The sequence below is a fragment of the Pseudomonas wuhanensis genome, assembly GCF_030687395.1.
Classification (GTDB): domain Bacteria; phylum Pseudomonadota; class Gammaproteobacteria; order Pseudomonadales; family Pseudomonadaceae; genus Aquipseudomonas; species Aquipseudomonas wuhanensis.
Genome location: NZ_CP117430.1, coordinates 3127052 through 3146089, shown reverse-complemented (window position 1 = coordinate 3146089; position 19038 = coordinate 3127052). Strand labels below are relative to the sequence as shown.

The 19038-nt window shown below is 59.9% G+C and carries 19 protein-coding genes; 11 read left to right on the top strand and 8 right to left on the bottom strand.

Annotated features, from left to right (window positions below; all coding sequences use genetic code 11):
* Nucleotides 1-8 precede the first annotated feature (8 nt).
* On the top strand, nucleotides 9-527 hold the full coding sequence (locus PSH88_RS14515) for a GNAT family N-acetyltransferase (protein ID WP_305426923.1): 519 nt from the start codon (nucleotides 9-11) through the stop codon (nucleotides 525-527).
* Between the two features lie 2 nt (nucleotides 528-529).
* Here the strand turns inward: PSH88_RS14515 and PSH88_RS14510 are convergent, their stop codons facing one another.
* Nucleotides 530-1495, bottom strand: coding sequence for a LysR family transcriptional regulator (locus PSH88_RS14510; RefSeq protein ID WP_305426922.1), 966 nt, complete (start codon nucleotides 1493-1495; stop codon nucleotides 530-532).
* Between the two features lie 306 nt (nucleotides 1496-1801).
* Here PSH88_RS14510 and argH point away from each other — a divergent pair, with 306 nt between their 5' ends.
* The 9 genes from argH (at nucleotide 1802) to PSH88_RS14465 (ending at nucleotide 11500) form a co-directional block, all read left to right on the top strand.
* Nucleotides 1802-3229, top strand: coding sequence for an argininosuccinate lyase (gene argH / locus PSH88_RS14505; protein WP_223484255.1), 1428 nt, complete (start codon nucleotides 1802-1804; stop codon nucleotides 3227-3229).
* A 174-nt stretch (nucleotides 3230-3403) separates the two neighbouring features.
* Nucleotides 3404-4282, top strand: a complete 879-nt coding sequence (locus PSH88_RS14500; protein WP_305426921.1) for an amino acid ABC transporter permease — start codon at nucleotides 3404-3406, stop codon at nucleotides 4280-4282.
* Nucleotides 4283-4292: 10 nt separating this feature from the next.
* Nucleotides 4293-5057, top strand: coding sequence for an amino acid ABC transporter ATP-binding protein (locus PSH88_RS14495; protein ID WP_150727267.1), 765 nt, complete (start codon nucleotides 4293-4295; stop codon nucleotides 5055-5057).
* Nucleotides 5058-5110: 53 nt separating this feature from the next.
* Nucleotides 5111-5935: an ABC transporter substrate-binding protein gene (locus tag PSH88_RS14490; RefSeq protein ID WP_305426920.1), complete on the top strand. Its 825-nt coding sequence runs from the start codon at nucleotides 5111-5113 to the stop codon at nucleotides 5933-5935.
* 270 nt (nucleotides 5936-6205) lie between these two features.
* Nucleotides 6206-7054 carry a polysaccharide deacetylase family protein gene (locus PSH88_RS14485; protein WP_305426919.1) on the top strand — a complete coding sequence of 283 codons (849 nt, stop codon included), beginning with the start codon at nucleotides 6206-6208 and terminating at the stop codon, nucleotides 7052-7054.
* Entirely contained in the window at nucleotides 7047-7934 is an 888-nt protein-coding gene (locus PSH88_RS14480; RefSeq protein ID WP_305426918.1) for a polysaccharide deacetylase family protein, read from the top strand. Before PSH88_RS14485 ends, PSH88_RS14480 begins: the two co-directional genes overlap by 8 nt.
* Nucleotides 7931-9328: an MmgE/PrpD family protein gene (locus PSH88_RS14475; protein WP_370694692.1), complete on the top strand. Its 1398-nt coding sequence runs from the start codon at nucleotides 7931-7933 to the stop codon at nucleotides 9326-9328. The genes PSH88_RS14480 and PSH88_RS14475 overlap by 4 nt, the downstream gene beginning before the upstream one ends.
* A 136-nt stretch (nucleotides 9329-9464) precedes the next feature.
* The gene (locus tag PSH88_RS14470) at nucleotides 9465-10643 is read left to right on the top strand and encodes an MFS transporter (protein ID WP_305426917.1); all 1179 of its coding nucleotides are present in this window, start codon (nucleotides 9465-9467) and stop codon (nucleotides 10641-10643) included.
* 158 nt (nucleotides 10644-10801) lie between these two features.
* Nucleotides 10802-11500 (top strand): HPP family protein, encoded by a 699-nt coding sequence (locus PSH88_RS14465; protein WP_305426916.1) that lies wholly within the window; start codon nucleotides 10802-10804, stop codon nucleotides 11498-11500.
* Nucleotides 11501-11656: 156 nt separating this feature from the next.
* On the opposite strand, the gene astA is transcribed toward PSH88_RS14465, so the two are convergent.
* The 7 genes from astA to PSH88_RS14430 form a co-directional block, all read right to left on the bottom strand.
* Nucleotides 11657-12691: an arginine N-succinyltransferase gene (astA, locus tag PSH88_RS14460; protein WP_305426915.1), complete on the bottom strand. Its 1035-nt coding sequence runs from the start codon at nucleotides 12689-12691 to the stop codon at nucleotides 11657-11659.
* Nucleotides 12688-13638 carry a citrulline utilization hydrolase CtlX gene (ctlX, locus tag PSH88_RS14455; protein ID WP_305426914.1) on the bottom strand — a complete coding sequence of 317 codons (951 nt, stop codon included), beginning with the start codon at nucleotides 13636-13638 and terminating at the stop codon, nucleotides 12688-12690. The genes astA and ctlX overlap by 4 nt, the downstream gene beginning before the upstream one ends.
* 220 nt (nucleotides 13639-13858) lie before the next feature.
* Nucleotides 13859-14338 carry an Lrp/AsnC family transcriptional regulator gene (locus PSH88_RS14450; RefSeq protein WP_205890769.1) on the bottom strand — a complete coding sequence of 160 codons (480 nt, stop codon included), beginning with the start codon at nucleotides 14336-14338 and terminating at the stop codon, nucleotides 13859-13861.
* Between the two features lie 12 nt (nucleotides 14339-14350).
* A complete protein-coding gene (locus PSH88_RS14445) occupies nucleotides 14351-15112 on the bottom strand; it encodes an ABC transporter ATP-binding protein (protein ID WP_305426913.1) in 762 nt (253 codons plus the stop codon).
* Nucleotides 15113-15168: 56 nt separating this feature from the next.
* On the bottom strand, nucleotides 15169-15879 hold the full coding sequence (locus PSH88_RS14440; protein ID WP_305426912.1) for an ABC transporter permease: 711 nt from the start codon (nucleotides 15877-15879) through the stop codon (nucleotides 15169-15171).
* Nucleotides 15876-16601, bottom strand: a complete 726-nt coding sequence (locus tag PSH88_RS14435) for an ABC transporter permease (protein ID WP_305426911.1) — start codon at nucleotides 16599-16601, stop codon at nucleotides 15876-15878. Before PSH88_RS14435 ends, PSH88_RS14440 begins: the two co-directional genes overlap by 4 nt.
* Before the next feature lie 75 nt (nucleotides 16602-16676).
* Complete coding sequence (locus PSH88_RS14430; RefSeq protein ID WP_305426910.1) at nucleotides 16677-17456, bottom strand: transporter substrate-binding domain-containing protein; 780 nt, start codon at nucleotides 17454-17456, stop codon at nucleotides 16677-16679.
* A gap of 472 nt (nucleotides 17457-17928) precedes the next feature.
* Between PSH88_RS14430 and PSH88_RS14425 the strand changes: the two genes are divergently transcribed.
* The gene (locus tag PSH88_RS14425; protein WP_305426909.1) at nucleotides 17929-19035 is read left to right on the top strand and encodes an enoyl-CoA hydratase/isomerase family protein; all 1107 of its coding nucleotides are present in this window, start codon (nucleotides 17929-17931) and stop codon (nucleotides 19033-19035) included.
* Nucleotides 19036-19038: the final 3 nt, after the last annotated feature.

Here is a 19038-nt window from a genome sequence, read left to right as displayed (position 1 = left end):
GTGCCCGTATGAATTTCACTGTACGCCGTGCCCAATCTGCCGACGCCACCGCCCTCCCCGCCATCGAGCGTTCGGCGGCTGCGCTGTTTCGCTGCGACCCTTCATTGGCCTGGCTCGCCGACGCTGCGGTAGCCGATGCCGAACACCATCAAATGGCAATTGAGAACGAGCAGGTTTGGGTGGCGCAATCGGCCGACGGTGAACTTATGGGGTTTCTCAGGGCCGTTGAAGTCGACAGGGAACTGCATATTGAGGAACTGTCCGTCAGCCAACAGTTTCAGGGCCAGGGCGCTGGCCGTAAGTTGCTGTTAACGGCACTCGAACACGCACGCAAACGGAAACTCGACGGTCTGACTTTGACCACGTTCCGCGACTTGCCCTGGAATGAACCGTTTTATCGCAAACTCGACTTTGAAACATTGAGCCCGGCCGAAATAGGCTCGCGTTTAAGGACGGTGTTGAACAACGAAATCAACCACGGTCTGCCTGGGGAACGACGGTGCGCGATGCGCTTGAAGCTGCGTTAGCCTCAAACCGACGCCTTCAGATCCACACCCAGCGCCTGGGCAAATGCCTTCACCAGCGGACTGCGCACGGTGTTGTGGCGCAGGATCAGATTGAACGGCGTGACGATGTTGATCAGGTCCGGACGCACCGCTCGAAACTGCCCCTGAGCCACCAGGGTTGCCGCGTAATGCTCGGGTAGAAAACCCACAAAACGGCCGGTCTTGACCAGCAGCGCCACGGCTTCCACTTGAGTCGCCGACGCGGAAAAGCTGTCGTAGCGGGCAAAATTCAGTTTGTCCCGATGGATCGCGTAACGGTGGTTGATGCACTCGAAATCCAGCAGCACGTTGCTGCCCATGTCCGCCTCCGGCATCGCGAACAGTGGATGGCCAACGGCGCAATACACGTACGAGCGTTCTTCATAAAGCGGGAAGTAATCGAACTCTTCTCTTTTCTGATAAACCGGCACGATCCCGGCCACTAACCGCCCTTCGACTACGCCTCTTTCTACCTCATCTAACTGAGACGCCTGAAGTTGAAACCTTACTTTTGGTGACTCTTCGTTTATTTTTCTCAGCGCCGCAACTAACGGCGAATTAGCGTCCGTGATCGTATTATCAATAACACCCACTCCAAGGTCGCCAATAAGTTCGTTCTGAGCTGAACTAAGCCGGTCACGAAAGTTATCGACGGAGGCAAACAAATCGATTGACGCCTGGTACACCAGACGGCCTTCTTCGGTCAGGTGAAAACCTTCCCGCCCTCGGGTACACAGGCGCATGCCGATGCGAATCTCGAGGTCGGAGATCTGTTTGCTGATGGCCGCCAGGCCCACATTCAGCTCATTCTGCGCTGCACTGAAGCCGCCAGCCTCGACCACAGCCTTGAATACTTTGAGCAGTTTGAAGTCCAGACCGCTGAGGGCCAGCGGTGCCCGATGTACCGTTTTTGGCGGCGGGTTTCCGGAATTGGAAAGTGGGGTTTCCATAATGCTTATTTACCTCTGGCGCCCTATTCAACAATCTGTGTCCAACAACAAAAACAGTGCTGGCTAATAATAATGAACACAGAAAACAAGGCTTGGCAACCGTTAATAAATCCCGCAGATCAGTGCCAACACACTGATTTCGAACCATTAAAAACTGACACTTCGATCAGTTCTCGCCATTTAGCAACTGCGCTTTTCCCCTGCCCTTGAATATTGATTGAGCCGAACCACGCCCGAATGATTTTCGGCGGGTGTTCCGGGCTCGGCATACCGATTTCAATTCGCTTTACGACGAGGAAAACAACAATGTCTCAAACCACCGACCGTCTCTGGGGTGCCCGCTTCAAGAGCGGCCCGTCCGAAGCCCTGGCGGCCTTGTCCCGTTGCCCCGAGCGTTACTTTCGCCTCACCCCGTACGACCTCGCCGGCTCGAAGGCGCATGCCCGGGAATTGCAGCGCGCAGGGCTGTTGAGCGAGCAGGAAACCCAGACCATGCTCGACGCCCTGGAGCGTATCGGTGATGACTTCCGTGCCGGCAGCATCGCGCCGACGCTGGACGACGAAGACGTCCACACCTTCATCGAGCGCCTGCTGACCGAACGCCTCGGCGCACTGGGCGGCAAGCTGCGCGCCGGCCGTTCGCGCAACGACCAGACCGCCAATGACCTGCGGCTGTTCCTGCGTGATCACGTGCGCACCCTGGCCGTCGAAGTGCTGGCCTTGCAACAAGCGCTGGTGGATCAAGCCGAGCAACACATCGAGAGCATCTGCCCGGGCTTCACTCACTTGCAACAGGCGCAGCCGATCGTTTTCGCGCACCACTTGTTGGCCCACGCCCAATCGATGCTGCGTGACGTGCAACGCTTGGTGGACTGGGACGTGCGCACTTCGCTGTCGCCACTCGGTGCCGCAGCCATGGCTGGTTCTGCGATTGCTCGCTTGCCGCAGCAGTCGGCCAAGGAAATGGGCTACAGCGGTGTTTGCGAAAACTCCATCGACGCCGTGGCCAGCCGCGATCACGTCGCCGAGTTCCTGTTTATCGCCAGCATGCTCGGGATCAACATTTCCCGCCTTGCCGAAGAATTCTGTCTGTGGTCGTCGCGGCAATTTCGCTGGGTCGCACTGGACGATGCCTATGCCACCGGCAGTTCGATCATGCCGCAGAAGAAAAACCCGGACATCGCCGAACTGGCCCGGGGCAAGGCTGGCCGCTTGATCGGTAACCTGACTGGTTTGTTGTCGACGCTCAAATCCCTGCCGCTGTCGTACAACCGCGACCTCAGCGAAGACAAAAATGGCGTGCTCGACAGTGTCGACACCCTGCTGCTGGTGTTGCCGGCCATGGCCGGGATGGTCGCGACCATGAAGGTCAACGTTGAAGAATTGCGTCGTCAGGCACCGCTGGGCTTCACCCTCGCCACCGAAGTGGCCGACTGGCTGGCGGTGCGCGGTGTGCCGTTCAAGGAAGCTCATGAAATCACCGGCGCATTGGTCCAGGCCTGCGAGAAACATGACATCGAGTTGTGGGAAGCGTCCCCGGCGCTGCTGGCTGAGATCGATCCACGTCTCAAGCCTGAAGTGCGCGACAGCCTGACCCTCGAAGCCGCCATCGCCGCCCGCAGTGGCTGGGGCGGTACCGCGCCGCAACAAGTGCGCGAGCAGATCGGTCGACTGAAAACCGCCCTCGCCGCCCAGCAACAATGGACCGAGAACTATCAGGGTTTCCGTCTCTGAATCAACGCCACCAAACCTGTGGGAGCGGGCTTGCCCGCGATAGCGGAGTGTCAGCCAACATTGATGTTGAATGTAATGCCGCCATCGCGGGCAAGCCCGCTCCCACAGGGATTGTGTTGGAAATGAAAGACAACACGCGCCGTCTTGATTGAGCGCGGCGTACGGAGAAACAACATGAGCCAGACTCAGGCAGAACGACTCCAGGCGGAGCGCAAACTGGCGGAAAACCAGTTCGATATCACCCAGTACCAGCATGTGCCACGGCGCTATTACGGGCGGATTTTCTTCGCCACGGTAATCGTGATTGCGATTGTCGGCCTGGTGCGGGCCTTCGCCGAAGGCAAGATCGAATGGTCGTACATCGGCCAGTTCCTCACTTCTCAGGCAATCATGTGGGGCCTGCTCAACACCATCGTCATGGCGGTGCTGGCGATGGCGCTGGGCATCGTGTTCGGGGTGATCACCGCGATCATGCGCATGTCGGCCAACCCGATCCTGCGCTATGTGGCGCTGACCTACACCTGGCTGTTTCGCGGCACGCCGCTGATTCTGCAGCTGCTGCTGTGGTTCAACCTGGCGCTGATTTTCCCCACCATCGGCATCCCCGGTGTGTTCGAAATGGACACCGTGAGCCTGATGACGCCCTTCGTGGCCGCCCTCCTCGGCTTGAGCATCAACCAGGGCGCCTACACCGCCGAAGTGGTGCGTGCCGGCCTGCTCTCGGTCGACACCGGACAGTACGAAGCCGCCAAGTCGATCGGCATGCCGCGCCTGCAAGCCCTGCGCCGGATCATCCTGCCCCAGGCCATGCGGATCATCATTCCACCGGTGGGTAACGAGTTCATCGGCATGGTGAAAATGACCTCCCTGGCGAGCGTCATCCAGTACTCGGAACTGCTCTACAACGCCCAGAACATTTACTACGCCAACGCCCGCGTGATGGAGCTGCTGATCGTCGCCGGTATCTGGTACCTGGCCACCGTCACTGTTCTGTCCTTTGGTCAAAGCCGTCTGGAGCGTCGTTTCGCTCGCGGCGCCGGCAAGCGTTCTTGAGGAGCCCCACATGAGAAGCATCGTCAAGGCCGTGAGCCTGAACAAGTACTACGACCATTTCCACGCGCTCAAGGACATCAATATCGAGGTCGAGCAAGGCGAGGTGTTGTGCATCATCGGCCCGTCCGGCTCCGGCAAAAGCACCCTGCTGCGCTGCGTCAATCAGCTGGAAAAAATCGACAAGGGCGGCCTGTGGGTCGACGGCGAACTGGTGGGTTACCGCATCGCCGGCAACAAACTGCACGAACTCAACGAGTCGCAGATCGCCCGTCAGCGCCTGGCCACCGGCATGGTGTTCCAGCGCTTCAACCTGTTCCCGCACATGACTGTGCTGCAAAACATCATCGAAGGGCCGTGCCAGGTGCTCAAGCGTTCGCCCAAAGAAGCGCACGAAGAAGCCTTGGAATTGCTCGCTCGCGTCGGCCTGGCCGACAAGCGCAACAGCTACCCGATCGAACTGTCGGGCGGTCAGCAACAACGGGTGGCGATTGCCCGCGCGTTGGCCATGCGACCCAAGCTGATGCTGTTCGATGAACCCACTTCGGCACTCGACCCGGAACTGGTCGGTGAGGTGCTGTCGGTGATGCGCGATCTGGCGCAAACCGGCATGACCATGATCGTCGTCACTCATGAACTGGGCTTCGCTCGCGAGGTTTCCAACCGCATGGTGTTCATGGACGAAGGACAGATCGTGGAGGCTGGAAGCCCCGAAGAAATACTAATAAGTCCGCAAAACCCACGCACCCAAAGCTTCATTTCTGCCGTTCGAACCTAAGCGCCAGTCTCAGAAATCAAGAGCTGCGTAACAACACTCATAAGAGAACGACCATGAAGAACTTCGTTATTCCAGCAGTAATCGCAGGTGTTATGGCTTCCAGTTTCACCTGGGCCGCCGAGCTACCGGCCAGCATCAAGGACAAGGGCGAGGTCGTGGTAGCGATCATGCCGAACTACCCGCCGATGGATTTCAAGGACCCGGCCACCAACACCCTCACCGGGCTCGACGTTGACCTGGGCAACGCCCTGGCCGAGCGGCTGGGCGTGAAGATCAAATGGCAGGAAACCGGCTTCGAGCAAATGATCAATGCGCTGACCACCGACCGCGTGGACATGGTGATGTCGGGCATGACCGACACCGCCGAGCGCCAGGCCAGTGTGACCTTCGTCGACTACTTCACCAGCGGTCCGCAGTTCTACACCTTGCAGAAAAACAAGGACACCAACGAGATCATCGACCTGTGTGGCAAGAAAGTCGGTACCAGCCGACGTACGACCTTTCCGGCGGAAATCGCCGAGTGGAGCAAGGCCAACTGCGAAGCCGCCGGCAAGCCTGCGATCAACGTGATCGGCACCGAAGGCTCGGCCGACGCCCGCGCGCAACTGCGTCAAAGCCGTATCGACGCGGCCATGCAAGGCAGCGAAACCCTGCCGTACCTCAAGACCCAGGAAAAGGACATGTACAAAACCGTGGGCCTGCCGATTTCCAAGCAGTTCACCGGGTTGGGCGTGAGCAAGAAAAAGCCTGAGCTGAGCGAAGCGGTGAAAGTGGCGATGCAGAGCATGGTCGATGACGGCAGCTACCAGGCGATCTTGAAGAAGTGGGACCTGGAACTGGGCGCGATCAAGACGGTGACCATTAACGCCGGGAAATAATGCTAGCCCCGTAGGAGCGAGGCTTGCCCGCGAAAGCGATTTGACAGGCGACATAGATGTTGAATGTGCCGGCCTCCTCGCGAGCAAGCCCGCTCCCACACTAACTCTGGGTCGATCACAATTTTGTGGCCCACCGAAAAACCTGTGGGAGCGGGCTTGCCCGCGATGGCGGTCTGTCAGGCGACATAACTGTTGAATGTGCCGGCCCCTTCGCGGGCAAGCCCGCTCCCACAGGGTCTGGCGTTTACTTATAAATAGTTGGAGCACCACATGTCCTCCTCGCTACAACCCACCTGGCCCAATCAGCACGCAGCCTGCCTCGCCCTGGCCTTCGACCTCGATGGTCCCACCGGCGATGCCATGCTCAACGGCTCGATCTGGCGCAAGCCCGAGTACTTTGGTTTCGGTGGTTACGGCCCCTATCGGGCGCTGCCGCGGATTCTCGATGTGCTGGATGAGTTCCGGATCCCGACGACATTTTTCGTCCCGGCCTGGGTCGTGGAAAACTGGCCGAAACAGTGCCAGGCGATTGTCGAGCGCGGACATGAAGTGGCGTACCACGGCTACAAACACGAATCCTTTTACGCCCTGACGCTGGATCAGCAGAAGGACGTGATGCACAAATCCCGCGAGGTGTTCTGGAAACACCTGCACATCCGCGCCGAAGGTTTTCGCACCCCGTCCGGTGACTGGCGGGCCGAAACGCCGGCCATGCTGGTGGAAGCAGGCGTGACCTATTCCAGCAGCATGCGCGGCGATGATCGGCCGTATCTGGTCAGCGTGCCGGGCTTCGATACGCCGCTGGTGGAAATCCCCGGTCGTTGGGAAATGGACGACTACGCCTCCCTCGCCTACACCCGCGCGCCAGACTTTCCCTCGGGACTCGACCGCACCGCCAGCTACGCGCTGACCCTCGACAACTGGTGCCGCGAGTTCGACGGCGCCATGGATGAAGGGTTGTGCCTGACCACCCTGTTCCACCCCAAAATCACCGGCAAACCGGGGCGCATCCTGCTCCTGGAAAAACTCTTCGAACACATGCGCCAGCGCGATGACGTCTGGTTCGCCACCTGCCGCGACGTCGCCCACTGGTGGCTGAAGGAGCATCACCATGGCTGATTCCACTGTCTGGCCCAACGGCTACCGCTGTGCCGTGGTGCTGACCGTCGATTACAACGACATTCACGGCATCCTCACCCAGGCGCCGGAAGTCGCCGGACGCGACAAGACCTTATCGGTGTGGCGCTACGGTACCCAACGCGGTGTCGAGCGTTTGCTCGGTTTGTTCGAAGAACTGGGGGTTTCCAGCAGTTGGTGCATCCCCGGCATCGTCGCCGAGGAAAACCCGCAGCACGTCCGGGCGATCCAGGCCGGCGGGCATGAAATCGCCTGCGCCGGGTATCGCCATCAAAACTACGACAACCTGACGCTGGCCGAGCAAAGTGCCGAGGTCGCAAAAGGTTGCGCGGCCTTGAGCGCGCTGACCGGTCAGCGTCCGACAGGCTTTCGCATCCCCGCCGGCAACGGTGCGCCGGGCTTCATCGAGGCGTTAAGGGAGCATGGCATCCGCTGGGACTCGTCATGGCGCGGCGATGATTTGCCCTTTGCTCACCCGACGGCGCCAGACGTGATCGAGCTGCCGTTGCACTACGAACTGGAAGACGAACCCTACTTCGCCTTCAACCTCAGCCCGGCGGTGCCACCGGCGCAATCGCGCATCGCCTCCTACAGCCATACCTTAGGCAACCTGCAAATGGACTTCGCCGGGTTTCATCGATTCGGGCTGTGTTACGTGCTGCGGCTGCACCCGGAGATCATCGCCACGCCCGGGCGGATCGGTGTGTTGCGCGAATTGCTGCAAAGCATTCAACAGCACGACGATGTATGGATCGCAACTGGTGCCGAAGTCGCTCAATGGTGGGCCGAGTCGGCAGCGCCCGTGACCGAGGATCACCCGGCGGCGGTGTACGAACGTCATTATCGGGATTACGGGGTATGAAAGATCAAGAGATCGCAGCCTTCGGTAGCGCCTACGATGGGGTCATGCGGATGGAGCGGTTGGCGCAGTTTTGTGTGGAGACTCGCTTCGAAGATTTACCACCCGCATTGGTAGCGCAAGCCAGGCGACACATCCTCGACACTTTCGGCGTAACCCTGGCCGGGGCTGGCAGCGATGTGGCGAAGCAGGCGCGTCAGGTTTTCGAGGGTGAAGCCGGCAGCACGTTGGTCTGGGGCACCGATCAGCGAGTCGGCGCAGCGCAGGCCGCCATGCTCAACGGCATCGCCGCGCATGCCCTGGAGCTGGACGACACCGGCGGCTGCGACCACTCCGGCGCGGTGGTGCTGCCGGCGGTGATGGCCGCTGTGTCGATGTCTGAAAGACCGATAAATGGCCGCGAGTTGATCACCGCTGTAGTGATCGGCTACGAAATCGGCCGTCGGGTACTCGAAGCCTGCGGCAGTTACTCGGCCCACAACGGCGCCGGTTGGCACTCCACCGCGACGTGCGGGGTGTTTGGCGCAGCAGCGGCCAGTGCGCGGATTCTGGGGCTGGATGCGCAGCAAACCCTGGCGGCGCTGGGCATCGCCGGCAGCTTCAGCGGTGGTCTTTGGGCCTTCATCCATGACGGCTCGCAAAGCAAAAAACTCCATAGCGGCCGGGCCGCCGAAGGTGGACTGCTGGCGGCGCGGTTTGCTCAACAAGGCATCACCGGGCCGACAAAGCTGTTCGATGATGTCTGGGGCGGTTTTCTCAAGACCCTCGCGGCGGATACCGCCGTGCCCGAGGCGCTGGATGCCGAACTGGGCCATGTGTGGAAGCTCGCCCGCTGCTCGATCAAGCCCTACGCGGCATGCCGGGGGACGCATTCGGCGATCGATGCATTGGGTCTGTTGCTCGATCAATTGCAGGTCAGCGTGGATCAGGTCGAAAGCGTTCAGGTTTCGCTGTGCGGATTCCTTCAGGACATGTGTGGCGGTCAGGACATCAATAGCCTGCCAGCGGCACAAATGAGCCTGCGCTATGCCCTCGCGGCCCGGCTGGTCCATGGGCATTGCCGGTTGGTAGCCTACGACGATGAACAGCGCCACCATCCGCGGATCGCTCACTGGATGTCGCGCATTCGCCTTGAAGTCGACCCGCTACTGTCGGAGGATGGCGAGCCTGTGGTCAGCCTGCAGACCGTGGACGGTCGGCACGCGAGTTTGTGTGTTGAGGTGCCGTTGGGTGCGCCGGGGAATCCGCTGAGTGATGAAGCGCTGGAGGAGAAGTTTTTCAGCCTGGCTGGGCGGGTGATGCCACGACAGCAGGCCAGTCAATTGCTGGAACAGTTGTGGCGTCTGGAAAGTTTGAGTTCTGTCGAATCACTGGAGCAATGGCTGAACACACCGTGATCGTTCCCACGCTCTGCGTGGGAATGTCTCACCGGACGCTCTGCGTCCGCTCTTGGGACGCGGAGCGTCCCTGGCTGCATTCCCACGCAGAGCGTGGGGAACGATCAACAAACTGAATAAGGACATTTGCCCCACCGTGGCTACTTACTCCCTCGTTATTCGCCGCTTGATGATCGTTTCGCTGACCATCGTCGTCAGCCGCGCCATTACCAGCCCATTGCTCACCCTGTTTCTGAGCAACAAACTCGGCCTCAACCAACAGGACGTCGGCCTGTTGCTGGGCATCGCGGTGTTCATCGCCACCCTGCTCGCCCTTTACGGCGGTTACATCATCGACCGCCTCGAAAAGCGTCGGCTGCTGATTCTCGCCATGCTCTCCAGTGCCATCGGTTTCTTGCTGCTGACCTTCGCCGAAAACCTCTACCTGACCACCGCCACCCTGGTGATCACCGAAACCGCCTCGGCGCTGTTCCTGATCGGGTCCAAGGCGATCCTCAGCGAAAACCTGCCTGTGGGCCAACGCGCCAAGGCTTTTTCGCTGCGCTACACGCTGACCAATATCGGCTACGCCACCGGCCCCATGCTCGGCGTGGTGATCGCCGGCGTGTATCCGATTGCGCCGTTCCTGATCGCCGGCGGCATCGCATTCTTCAGTATTTTCCTGATGAGCGGGATTCCCAAAGACCCGGTCCAGACACCCGCCATCGGCCAGCCCCAGAGTTTCCTCAGAACCCTGATCACCCTGAAGAACGACCGCACGCTGATCATGTTCACCTGCGGCTGCCTGCTCAGCGCCGTGGTGCACGGTCGTTTCACCCTGTACCTGTCGCAATACCTGCTGGTCACCCAAGACACCAAACGTGCCCTGGAAACCATGGCCGCCCTGCTCGCCTGCAACGCCATCAGCGTGATCCTGCTGCAATACCAGATCGGCCGGTTTCTCCAGCGCGAACACCTGCGCTACTGGATTGCCGGTGGCACCAGCCTGTTCATCCTCGGGTTGATCGGTTTCAGTCTGGCCGATAGCCTGGTGAGCTGGTGCGTAGCGATGTTCATTTTCACTCTCGGCGAAATGATCATTTACCCGGCCGAATTCCTGTTCGTCGACACCCTGGCCCCGGAAGAACTGCGCGGGAGCTACTACGGCGCGCAAAACCTCGCGGCCCTCGGCGGTGCGCTGAGCCCGGTGATCTGTGGCTATCTGCTGTTGCACACGCCCGCGCCCACCATGTTCTATGCCCTGAGTGCGTTGACGGCAATGGGCGGTTTTCTCTGTTTCATGAGCGGTCGGCGGGTGGCGATACCGCAAAAATAATGCACTGAAGCTGCATTAATATGAATTTGTCAGCATCAGGATTGATCGGCACACTGTGCGGCGTTCCTCCCCCAATAGTTGGAACTCTTTCAAGGGCTTTCTGGGTATCCCAGCTAAGCCTTTTTTTTGTCTCGATTTTTATACGGACCGTTTGCCTCATGTTTGCTCGCTGGTTACCTGCCGCCATTAATACCCGTCCTTCAGAATGGAGCCGCGCCGCTATCGGCATGGCCTTGGGGACGATGTTCAGCGTCTGGCTCTGCGGCAAGGTGTTCGGCATCGACGTGGCGCTGCATCTGATCGGTCCGTTGGGGGCCTCGGCGGTGCTGTTGTTCGCCGTGTCCTCGGGTGCGCTTGCCCAGCCGTGGTCGATTCTTGGCGGTTACCTCTGCGCGGGGGTGGTCTCGCTGCTGGTCGCTCACGTGCTCGGACGCACCCTCGGCAGCGCGTGCCTCGCGGCGGGCATGGCACTGATTCTGATGTGCTGGTTGCGTTGCCTGCACCCACCGGCCGGTGCCTTGGCGTTGCTTATGGTGGTGGCAGACCCGGCGACCATCGCCATGGGGTGGAAAGCCCTCGGCCCGGTGATGCTCAGCGCCTCGACGATGCTGCTCAGCGCACTGGCATACAACAATCTGACGCGCATCCGTTACCCCAAACGCGCCAGCGAACCGGCGCCGCTAATGATGCACGCCACCGACAGCCAGGCAATCACCGCCGCGGATCTGAAACTGGCCCTCGCCGACATGGAGGCCTTCTACGACGTCACCCCCGAAGACCTCGAACAACTGATCCATGCCAGTGAGTTGCATGCCAAGCGCCGTAGCATTGGTGAAGTGCTGAGCAGTAGAGCCTAATGGAAGCGGCAGGCTTTTGTGGCGAGGGGGCTTGCCCCCGTTGGGTCGCGAAGCGGCCCCAGAACCTGCTATCGAGTTTTTCCAGGCATACCTCATGACCTTATCTGCGACTGCTGCGCAGTCGAACGGGGGCAAGCCCCCTCGCCACAGGATTCACTAGGCAGCAGATTGCTGCTGCACCGGCACCGCCAGGCTCACCGCGCGCACCGACGCCCCGGCACTCAACCCCAATGTTTTCGCCGTTTGCGCATCGACGATCAAAGTACCGGCGGCGACTCGCGCCGGTGCCGCCGTAATCCGGCACTCGGCAAACTGGCGGTTGTGAATCAGGTACGTCGCCGCCTGCTCTCCTGGCGTACCAATGCTCAGTTGCAGCACCTGACTGTCGCGCACCGCACGAATGTCGCCGGTGGCGCATTCGATCAGCGGCCCGCCATCAAAGATATCGATGTAGTCCCGATGCTCGAAGCCTTCCGCCTTGAGCATGCCCAGTGCCGGTTCGGTGTTGGGGTGCACGCGACCGATAACCGCTCGCGCTGCCTCAGGCAACAGGCAGGTCGGCAACGGAAACTTGGGCATCAGTTCGGCGATAAAGGTTTTGTTGCCAAGGCCCGTCAGGTAGTCGGCGTCGGCGAAATTCATCTTGAAAAAGTGCCGCCCCAGACCTTCCCAGAACGGTGAAACACCCTCTTCGTCCGAATAGCCGCGCATCTCTGCAATCACCTTGTCACCGAAGTGCTGACGAAATTCCGCCAGAAACAGGAACCGCGCCTTCGACAACAAGCGGCCATTCAGACCGCTGCGGTGATCGGCATGCAAAAACAGCGAACACAGTTCCGAGTGGCCGGTCATGTCATTGCCGAGGAACAACGTCGGCAGTTGCTGATTGATCCCAAGGTTTTTCGACGCGGCAACAAATAGGCCCAGTCGATAGTTGTACCAGGGCTCGCGCAAACCGACAGCGCCCGCCAAGGCACAGATGCCGACCGCTTCTTGATGGTCGTTCTCCAGCACAAACAGGTAGTCGGCATCGCCGCGCTCGGCCTCGCCTGCAAAGGTTTTCGCCGCCCATTCCAGACGCTGGCTCAAACGCGCCGCATCGGCCGGCAAGGTGGTCAAACCGGTCCCGGCGCTATGGGCCAGGGCCAACAGTGCCGGCAAATCTGCCGGTGTTGCAGGACGGACGATCATCGCACTTGCTCCTGGGCAGACTGATGTTCAGGCAGCCGTTTAGATAAATAGACTTCGGCCAACATGCAGCGAGCGCTGCCGCCACCGATGCGTTCGATGGTGTCGATGTTCACCGGCAGCGGCGTAGTGTGGGTTTCGATCAAACGACGCTGATCGGCATCCAGCGATTGCCAGGCCGTGCGAGACATCACCAGCAAGGGTTCCCCCGCTGTGGTGTGGACTTCCAGCATGTTGCCGGCGAACGACTCCAGTTGTGCCCAGTCCAGGGCAATGACCTTTTTACCGCTGTCTTCCAGCCGTGAACGCAGGGCTTGGCGTTCAGCTGGGTGAGCGACAGACGCCAGGCAGGCAATGGCCAGCCGCGTGCCGACACTCATCATCACGTTGGTGTGATAAATCGCCACGCCTTGGCGGTCCACCGCATTGAAGGCGCACAGCTCGTAACCCAAATGGTCGACCAGTTGATCCAGCGCCCGAACGTGGGTACGCGTGGAATAGCCGGCGTAACAAATCCGCTGCTGTCGATCCAGCACCATGCTGCCAGTGCCTTCGAGGAACACTTCCTGCTGTTCCAGGCTGGAAAGATCCAGCAACTGCTCGACCCGGTATTCGTCCCGCAGCCAGTCGAGCACACCCTTATCGCGCTCCAGACGCCGGTTGTGGCCCTGCATCGGGTACAGCACCAACGTGCCGTCGGGGTGGCTGCTCCACCAGTTGTTGGGAAAGATCGAATCGGGGGTGTGCGGGGCTTCGAGGTCGTTATGCACCAGCACTTCGACACCGTGGCTGCGCAGCGCGGCGACGTAGCCGTCGAACTCTTGCAGGGCCTTGAGCTGCACGTCCTCGGACACACTGGCCGGGCGCTGGAAACGGTTGTTCGCCGCCGTGTCCTGATTGAACGAGAAACGTGTCGGGCGAATCATCAAAACGGTATTGGTGGTTTGCATGGGCACAGATTCAATGAGGGTTGAGAGGCACTCATTGTCTGTTTCGGCGATGGAAAAACCCGGTTGTTAAGGGCTTTGGGGATGATGGAAATGGCTGAAGATTTTGTTCCATTCAGCCGATTCGGCGAGGCTCGGGAATCGTCAATCCCGGCATCTGAACACACTACAAAACCACTGTGGGAGCGGGCTTGCTCGCTCCCACAGGGGATTGCGGTGCTCATTACTCCATCGTGGTCTTGACCATCGCCAGTTCCGGATGGCTGACCAGCTTATCAATGTGCAATTCCGGGTCATCAAACCAGACTTCGGTCAGCACCCGGTAATGCTCCATGTCCCGGCAACGCATGCGCAGGCTGTAGTCGAACGCGCCGCTGATCAAGCGACATTCCAGCACCTGCGGACAACCACGGACCTTGGCCTCAAAAGCCTTTTGCGCCGACCGCCCACTCTGGTTCGACAACGCCACCAACACCAGCAGCGACAGCCCCGGTGTCAGTTTTTTTTCATCGAGAATCGCGCCGTAGCCACGGATAACCCCGAGCTGTTCGAGTTTGCGCACCCGTTCCAGGCACGGCCTGGGCGTCAGGTGCACGCGCTCGGACAGCTTTTGATAAGTGATGCGCCCTTCGTGGCGCAGCACTTCGATGATGGCCTGATCGATACGATCAAGCACAATCGACATATCGCGGATATCCGCCATGTACGTCTTGCCTCACTTCAAACGACCCGATAGGAATTGCTGTAAACGTTCACTCTTTGGCTGGTCGAGGATGGTTGCGTCACCTTGCTCCTCGACCCGCCCCTGATGCAAGAACAACACCTGGCTGGACACCTGCCGGGCAAAGCCCATTTCGTGGGTCACCATCAACATGGTCCGGCCTTCTTCGGCCAGCGCCTGAATCACCTTCAGCACCTCGCCCACCAGTTCCGGGTCGAGCGCCGAGGTCGGCTCGTCGAACAACAGAATCTCCGGTTCCACGGCCAACGCCCGGGCAATCGCCACGCGCTGTTGTTGCCCGCCGGACAGAAACGCCGGGTATTGATCGGCCACCCGTTGCGGCAAACCGACCTTGTCCAGATACGCCCGCGCGCTGTCTTCAGCGGCCTTGCGGCTGACACCCAGTACCCGACACGGTGCCAGTATGATGTTTTCCAGTACGGTCAGATGGCTCCACAGATTGAAATGCTGGAACACCATCGCCAGGCGTGTGCGCAAACGCTGCAACTGCGCCGGGTTGGCGACTCGCATGCCGCCAGCGCCCGGGCGAGTGATGACGCGCTCACCGTCCAGTTCGATGGCGCCCTCGTCCGCCCGCTCCAGAAAATTGATGCAGCGCAGCATGGTGCTTTTACCCGAACCGCTGGCACCGATCATGCTCACTACATCGCCGGCCCGTGCGTTCAACGAGACCCCTTTGAGCACTTCATTGTCACCAAAACGTTTGTACAGATTTTCAACCGTGAGTTTGTACATGCATAAGTCTCCTGCAACAGCGCCTGCTGCGACGCTGCTCTGGATGAAAAGAGGAATTAGTGCGCCGGCCCGAGGAAGCTCAACCAACGCTTTTCTGCCAGGCGGAACGCGCCGACCAGCCCGAACGACAGTGCGAGGTACAGCAGGCCGGCAATGCCGAAGGCCTGAAAGGTCATGAAGGTCGCGGCATTGGCGTCCCGGGCGACTTTGAGAATGTCGGGGATGGTCGCGGTGAACGCCACCGACGTGGCATGCAACATCAGGATCACTTCGTTGCTGTAATACGGCAGCGCCCGGCGCAACGCCGAAGGCAGGATCAGCCGCAGGTACAGGCGCCAGCCGCTCAAGCCGTAAGCATGGGCCGCCTCGATTTCACCGTAAGGAATGCTGCGAATCGCCCCGGCGAAGATTTCCACGGTGTAGGCGCAGGTGTTGAGCGTGAAGGCGAGCAAGGTGCAATTCATCGCATCGCGAAAGAACGCTTCAAGCAGTGGTTGCGAGCGGACCACGGCGATGCCGTAGATTCCGCTGTAGCAAATCAGCAACTGGATATACAGCGGCGTGCCACGAAACACATAAGTAAACAGCTGAACCGGCCAGCGCAGCAGGCCCCAGCGTGAGGTTCGAAGGATTGCCAGCGGCAGCGAGAGGAAGAAACCCATCACGATGCTTGCCACCAACAGCCACAAGGTCATCGCCAATCCAGTGAGGCTATAGCCGTCGCTGAACAGAAAGGGTTGCCAGTATTCGGCAATCAACTCGATCATCGCGCCATCCCCCGCACGCCCTGGTTATAACGTCGTTCAAGCACACGCAATACGTAGGTCGACGCGCTGGTGATCAACAGATACAGCGCCCCTGCCAGCAGCAGGAAATCAAGCATGTTGAAAGTGCTTTTTCCGGCTTCCTGAGCGACTTTGACCAAATCTGACAACCCGATGATCGACACCAGCGCCGTGGCCTTGAGCAGCACCAGCCAGTTGTTGCCCAGGCTCGGCAAGGCGAACCGCATCATCTGCGGGAACACCACGAAGCGAAAACGCTGCCAGCGGCTCAAACCAAAGCACGCGGCGGCTTCCTGCTGGCCGCTTGGCACGCTGAGGATCGCCCCGCGAAAGGTCTCGGTGAAATACGCGCCGTAGATAAAGCCGAGGGTGACAATACCGGCTACAAACGGATCGATTTCCATGTAAGGCCAACCCATGGCCTCGGTCAGGCTGCTCAGCCAGCCTTGCAGGCTGTAGAAAATCAGCAGCATCAGCACCAGGTCCGGCACGCCGCGAATCAGCGTCGTGTAGAAAGTGGCAGGCAAGTTCAACAGCTTCAACGGCGACAGTTTGGCCGCCGCGCCGAGCAGCCCCAGCGCCATGCTCACCAGCAGTGACAGCGCCGACAATTTGAGGGTGACCCAGGTGCCATGCAGCAACAAGGGGCCATAGCCTTGCAGGGCCGAAAGATCGACCCCGATCAGATTCAGGAAGGAATTCACGCCAGTCACCTGTCTTGAGGCGCCCGTTTGCAAGCGCTGCGCCTGTTACCAGGACGCAGCGTTCGGGCGCGAGGATCAGTTGTTGTAGAGGTCCAGATCGCCGAAATGCTTCTGCTGGATCTGTGCGTAGATGCCCTTTTCATGCAGGGCCTTGATGGCGGCGTTGAGCATGCCTTTGAGTTCTTCGTTGTCCTTGCGCACGCCAATGGCGATTTCCGACGGCACCAGCGGGTCGCTGATGCCTTCGCTGTTCTGGAAGTCCGCTCCTTGCGGCGACGGCAGGAAGCTCATCTGCGCTTGCAGCTTGTCCTGGATCGATGCATCGAGACGTCCGTAAACCAGGTCGGCGTAGACCTGATCCTGATTCTGATAAGCGCGCAATTTCACCCCGCCCGGTGCCAGTTTGGCCTTGGCGTAGGTTTCCTGAATCGTGCCCTGCATGTAACCGATGGTCTTGCCCCGCAGCGATTCGGCGGTGGGCAACAACCCGGAATCCTTGCGGGTGACGATAGCGGTCGGTCCGGCGTACAGACGATCGGTAAAGTCGATCTGTTTTTTACGTGCGTCGGTGACGGTCATCGACGACTCGATGGCGTCGAACTTGCCCGCCTTGAGGGCCGGGATCAGCCCGTCGAAGTCATTGCTGACCCATACGCACTTCACTTTCAGCTCGGCGCAGATTGCGTTGCCCAGGTCCACGCCGAACCCTTGCACGCCGCCATCGGCGGTGGTGGATTCAAAAGGTGGGTAACTGGGGTTCACACCAAAGCGCAGCTCTTTCCACTCTTTGGCGCTGGCGCCGGTGGAGCAGCACAGCAGAGCCAATGCCGGTAAGGTCAGCCATTTGATATTCATCTTCTAGAGTCCCGGATTATTTGGATTTATCGCGGCTTGGCGCCTGCGCCGCACCACACTTTTTGACAGGGGCAGAGAGTCGATGCGGCATTCACCGCAGCCGTATTTGTTGTTGTTTTCGACTGGGTCTAATCAGTCGTTGGGGTGCAGTCCATTCCAGGCGCTTGATCGCAAGTGCTTGAAATGGACCGCCAGAATGCCAATTGCCTGGGGGCCACGGGTGTCGTAAGCCCCTGTCCAGACAGCTCAACTGCGCTGAACGAAGAGCTTTCACAGCCGATTCTGTCGTTGATTGCCGGATGGGGTTAAAGATCAAAGGAAAGAGCTAAAGATCGCAGCCTTCCCTTAAGGCAAATATGCAAACAGCACCTGCACGTATCCCGGTTGTACATCACAAATTTGCACTGATACGATCCAGCATCGCTCGCGCGCGAGCTTCTCTATAAAGAACAATAAAAGCAGGGAGTTAGTGATGACTGCTCAGGTTTCATCCCCGACAACACAGCCCATGGACGCCACGCAAAACGAAGTGTTGGCCGAGGTTCGCAATCACATCGGTCACCTGACCCTCAACCGCCCCGCCGGCCTCAACGCCATTACCCTGGACATGGTCCGCAGTCTGCAACAGCAGCTCGATGCCTGGGCACAGGATCCGCAGGTGCATGCGGTGGTGTTGCGCGGTGCTGGCGAGAAAGCTTTCTGTGCCGGCGGCGATATCCGCTCGCTGTACGACAGTTTCAAAAGCGGCGACACCCTGCACGAAGACTTCTTCGTCGAGGAGTACGCCCTCGACCTCACCCTCCATCACTATCGCAAACCGGTCCTGGCCTTGATGGACGGCTTTGTGCTGGGCGGCGGCATGGGGCTGGTGCAAGGCGCCGATTTGCGGGTGGTCACCGAGCGCAGTCGTCTGGCGATGCCGGAAGTGGCCATCGGTTATTTCCCGGACGTTGGTGGCAGCCACTTCCTGCCGCGTATTCCCGGTGAGCTGGGCATTTATCTCGGCGTCACTGGCGTGCAGATTCGTGCCGCCGACGCGCTCTATTGCGGCCTGGCCGACTGGTACCTGGAAAGCAACAAGCTGGGTACTCTGGACGAGCAACTCGATCAGCTCCAATGGCACGAAACGCCGTTGAAGGACCTTCAAGGTCTGCTGGCGAAACTCGCCGTGCAACAACTGCCGGCTGCGCCATTAGCGGCATTGCGGCCGGTCATCGATCACTTCTTCGCCCTGCCCGATGTGCCGAGTATGGTGGAACAACTGCGTGAAGTGACCGTCGCCGACAGCCATGAGTGGGCCATGGCCACCGCCGACTTGCTGGAAAGCCGTTCACCCCTGGCCATGGGCGTGACCCTGGAAATGCTGCGGCGCGGTCGACACCTGAGCCTGGAACAGTGCTTCGCCCTCGAACTGCACCTGGATCGCCAGTGGTTCGAACGCGGCGACCTGATCGAAGGCGTGCGCGCCTTGCTGATCGACAAAGACAAGAACCCGCGCTGGAATCCGCCAACTCTGCAGGCGCTGGACGCCGAGCACGTGGCGAGTTTTTTCACCGGGTTTGACCAGAGCGGGAGCTGAGCC

Coding starts and splice junctions, on each gene's coding strand:
- PSH88_RS14515 (WP_305426923.1), top strand. CDS start 9: ATGAATTTCACTGTACGCCGTGCCCAATCTGCCGACGCCACCGCCCTC.
- PSH88_RS14510 (WP_305426922.1), bottom strand. CDS start 1,495: ATGGAAACCCCACTTTCCAATTCCGGAAACCCGCCGCCAAAAACGGTA.
- argH (WP_223484255.1), top strand. CDS start 1,802: ATGTCTCAAACCACCGACCGTCTCTGGGGTGCCCGCTTCAAGAGCGGC.
- PSH88_RS14500 (WP_305426921.1), top strand. CDS start 3,404: ATGAGCCAGACTCAGGCAGAACGACTCCAGGCGGAGCGCAAACTGGCG.
- PSH88_RS14495 (WP_150727267.1), top strand. CDS start 4,293: ATGAGAAGCATCGTCAAGGCCGTGAGCCTGAACAAGTACTACGACCAT.
- PSH88_RS14490 (WP_305426920.1), top strand. CDS start 5,111: ATGAAGAACTTCGTTATTCCAGCAGTAATCGCAGGTGTTATGGCTTCC.
- PSH88_RS14485 (WP_305426919.1), top strand. CDS start 6,206: ATGTCCTCCTCGCTACAACCCACCTGGCCCAATCAGCACGCAGCCTGC.
- PSH88_RS14480 (WP_305426918.1), top strand. CDS start 7,047: ATGGCTGATTCCACTGTCTGGCCCAACGGCTACCGCTGTGCCGTGGTG.
- PSH88_RS14475 (WP_370694692.1), top strand. CDS start 7,931: ATGAAAGATCAAGAGATCGCAGCCTTCGGTAGCGCCTACGATGGGGTC.
- PSH88_RS14465 (WP_305426916.1), top strand. CDS start 10,802: ATGTTTGCTCGCTGGTTACCTGCCGCCATTAATACCCGTCCTTCAGAA.
- astA (WP_305426915.1), bottom strand. CDS start 12,691: ATGATCGTCCGTCCTGCAACACCGGCAGATTTGCCGGCACTGTTGGCC.
- ctlX (WP_305426914.1), bottom strand. CDS start 13,638: ATGCAAACCACCAATACCGTTTTGATGATTCGCCCGACACGTTTCTCG.
- PSH88_RS14450 (WP_205890769.1), bottom strand. CDS start 14,338: ATGGCGGATATCCGCGATATGTCGATTGTGCTTGATCGTATCGATCAG.
- PSH88_RS14445 (WP_305426913.1), bottom strand. CDS start 15,112: ATGTACAAACTCACGGTTGAAAATCTGTACAAACGTTTTGGTGACAAT.
- PSH88_RS14440 (WP_305426912.1), bottom strand. CDS start 15,879: ATGATCGAGTTGATTGCCGAATACTGGCAACCCTTTCTGTTCAGCGAC.
- PSH88_RS14430 (WP_305426910.1), bottom strand. CDS start 17,456: ATGAATATCAAATGGCTGACCTTACCGGCATTGGCTCTGCTGTGCTGC.
- PSH88_RS14425 (WP_305426909.1), top strand. CDS start 17,929: ATGACTGCTCAGGTTTCATCCCCGACAACACAGCCCATGGACGCCACG.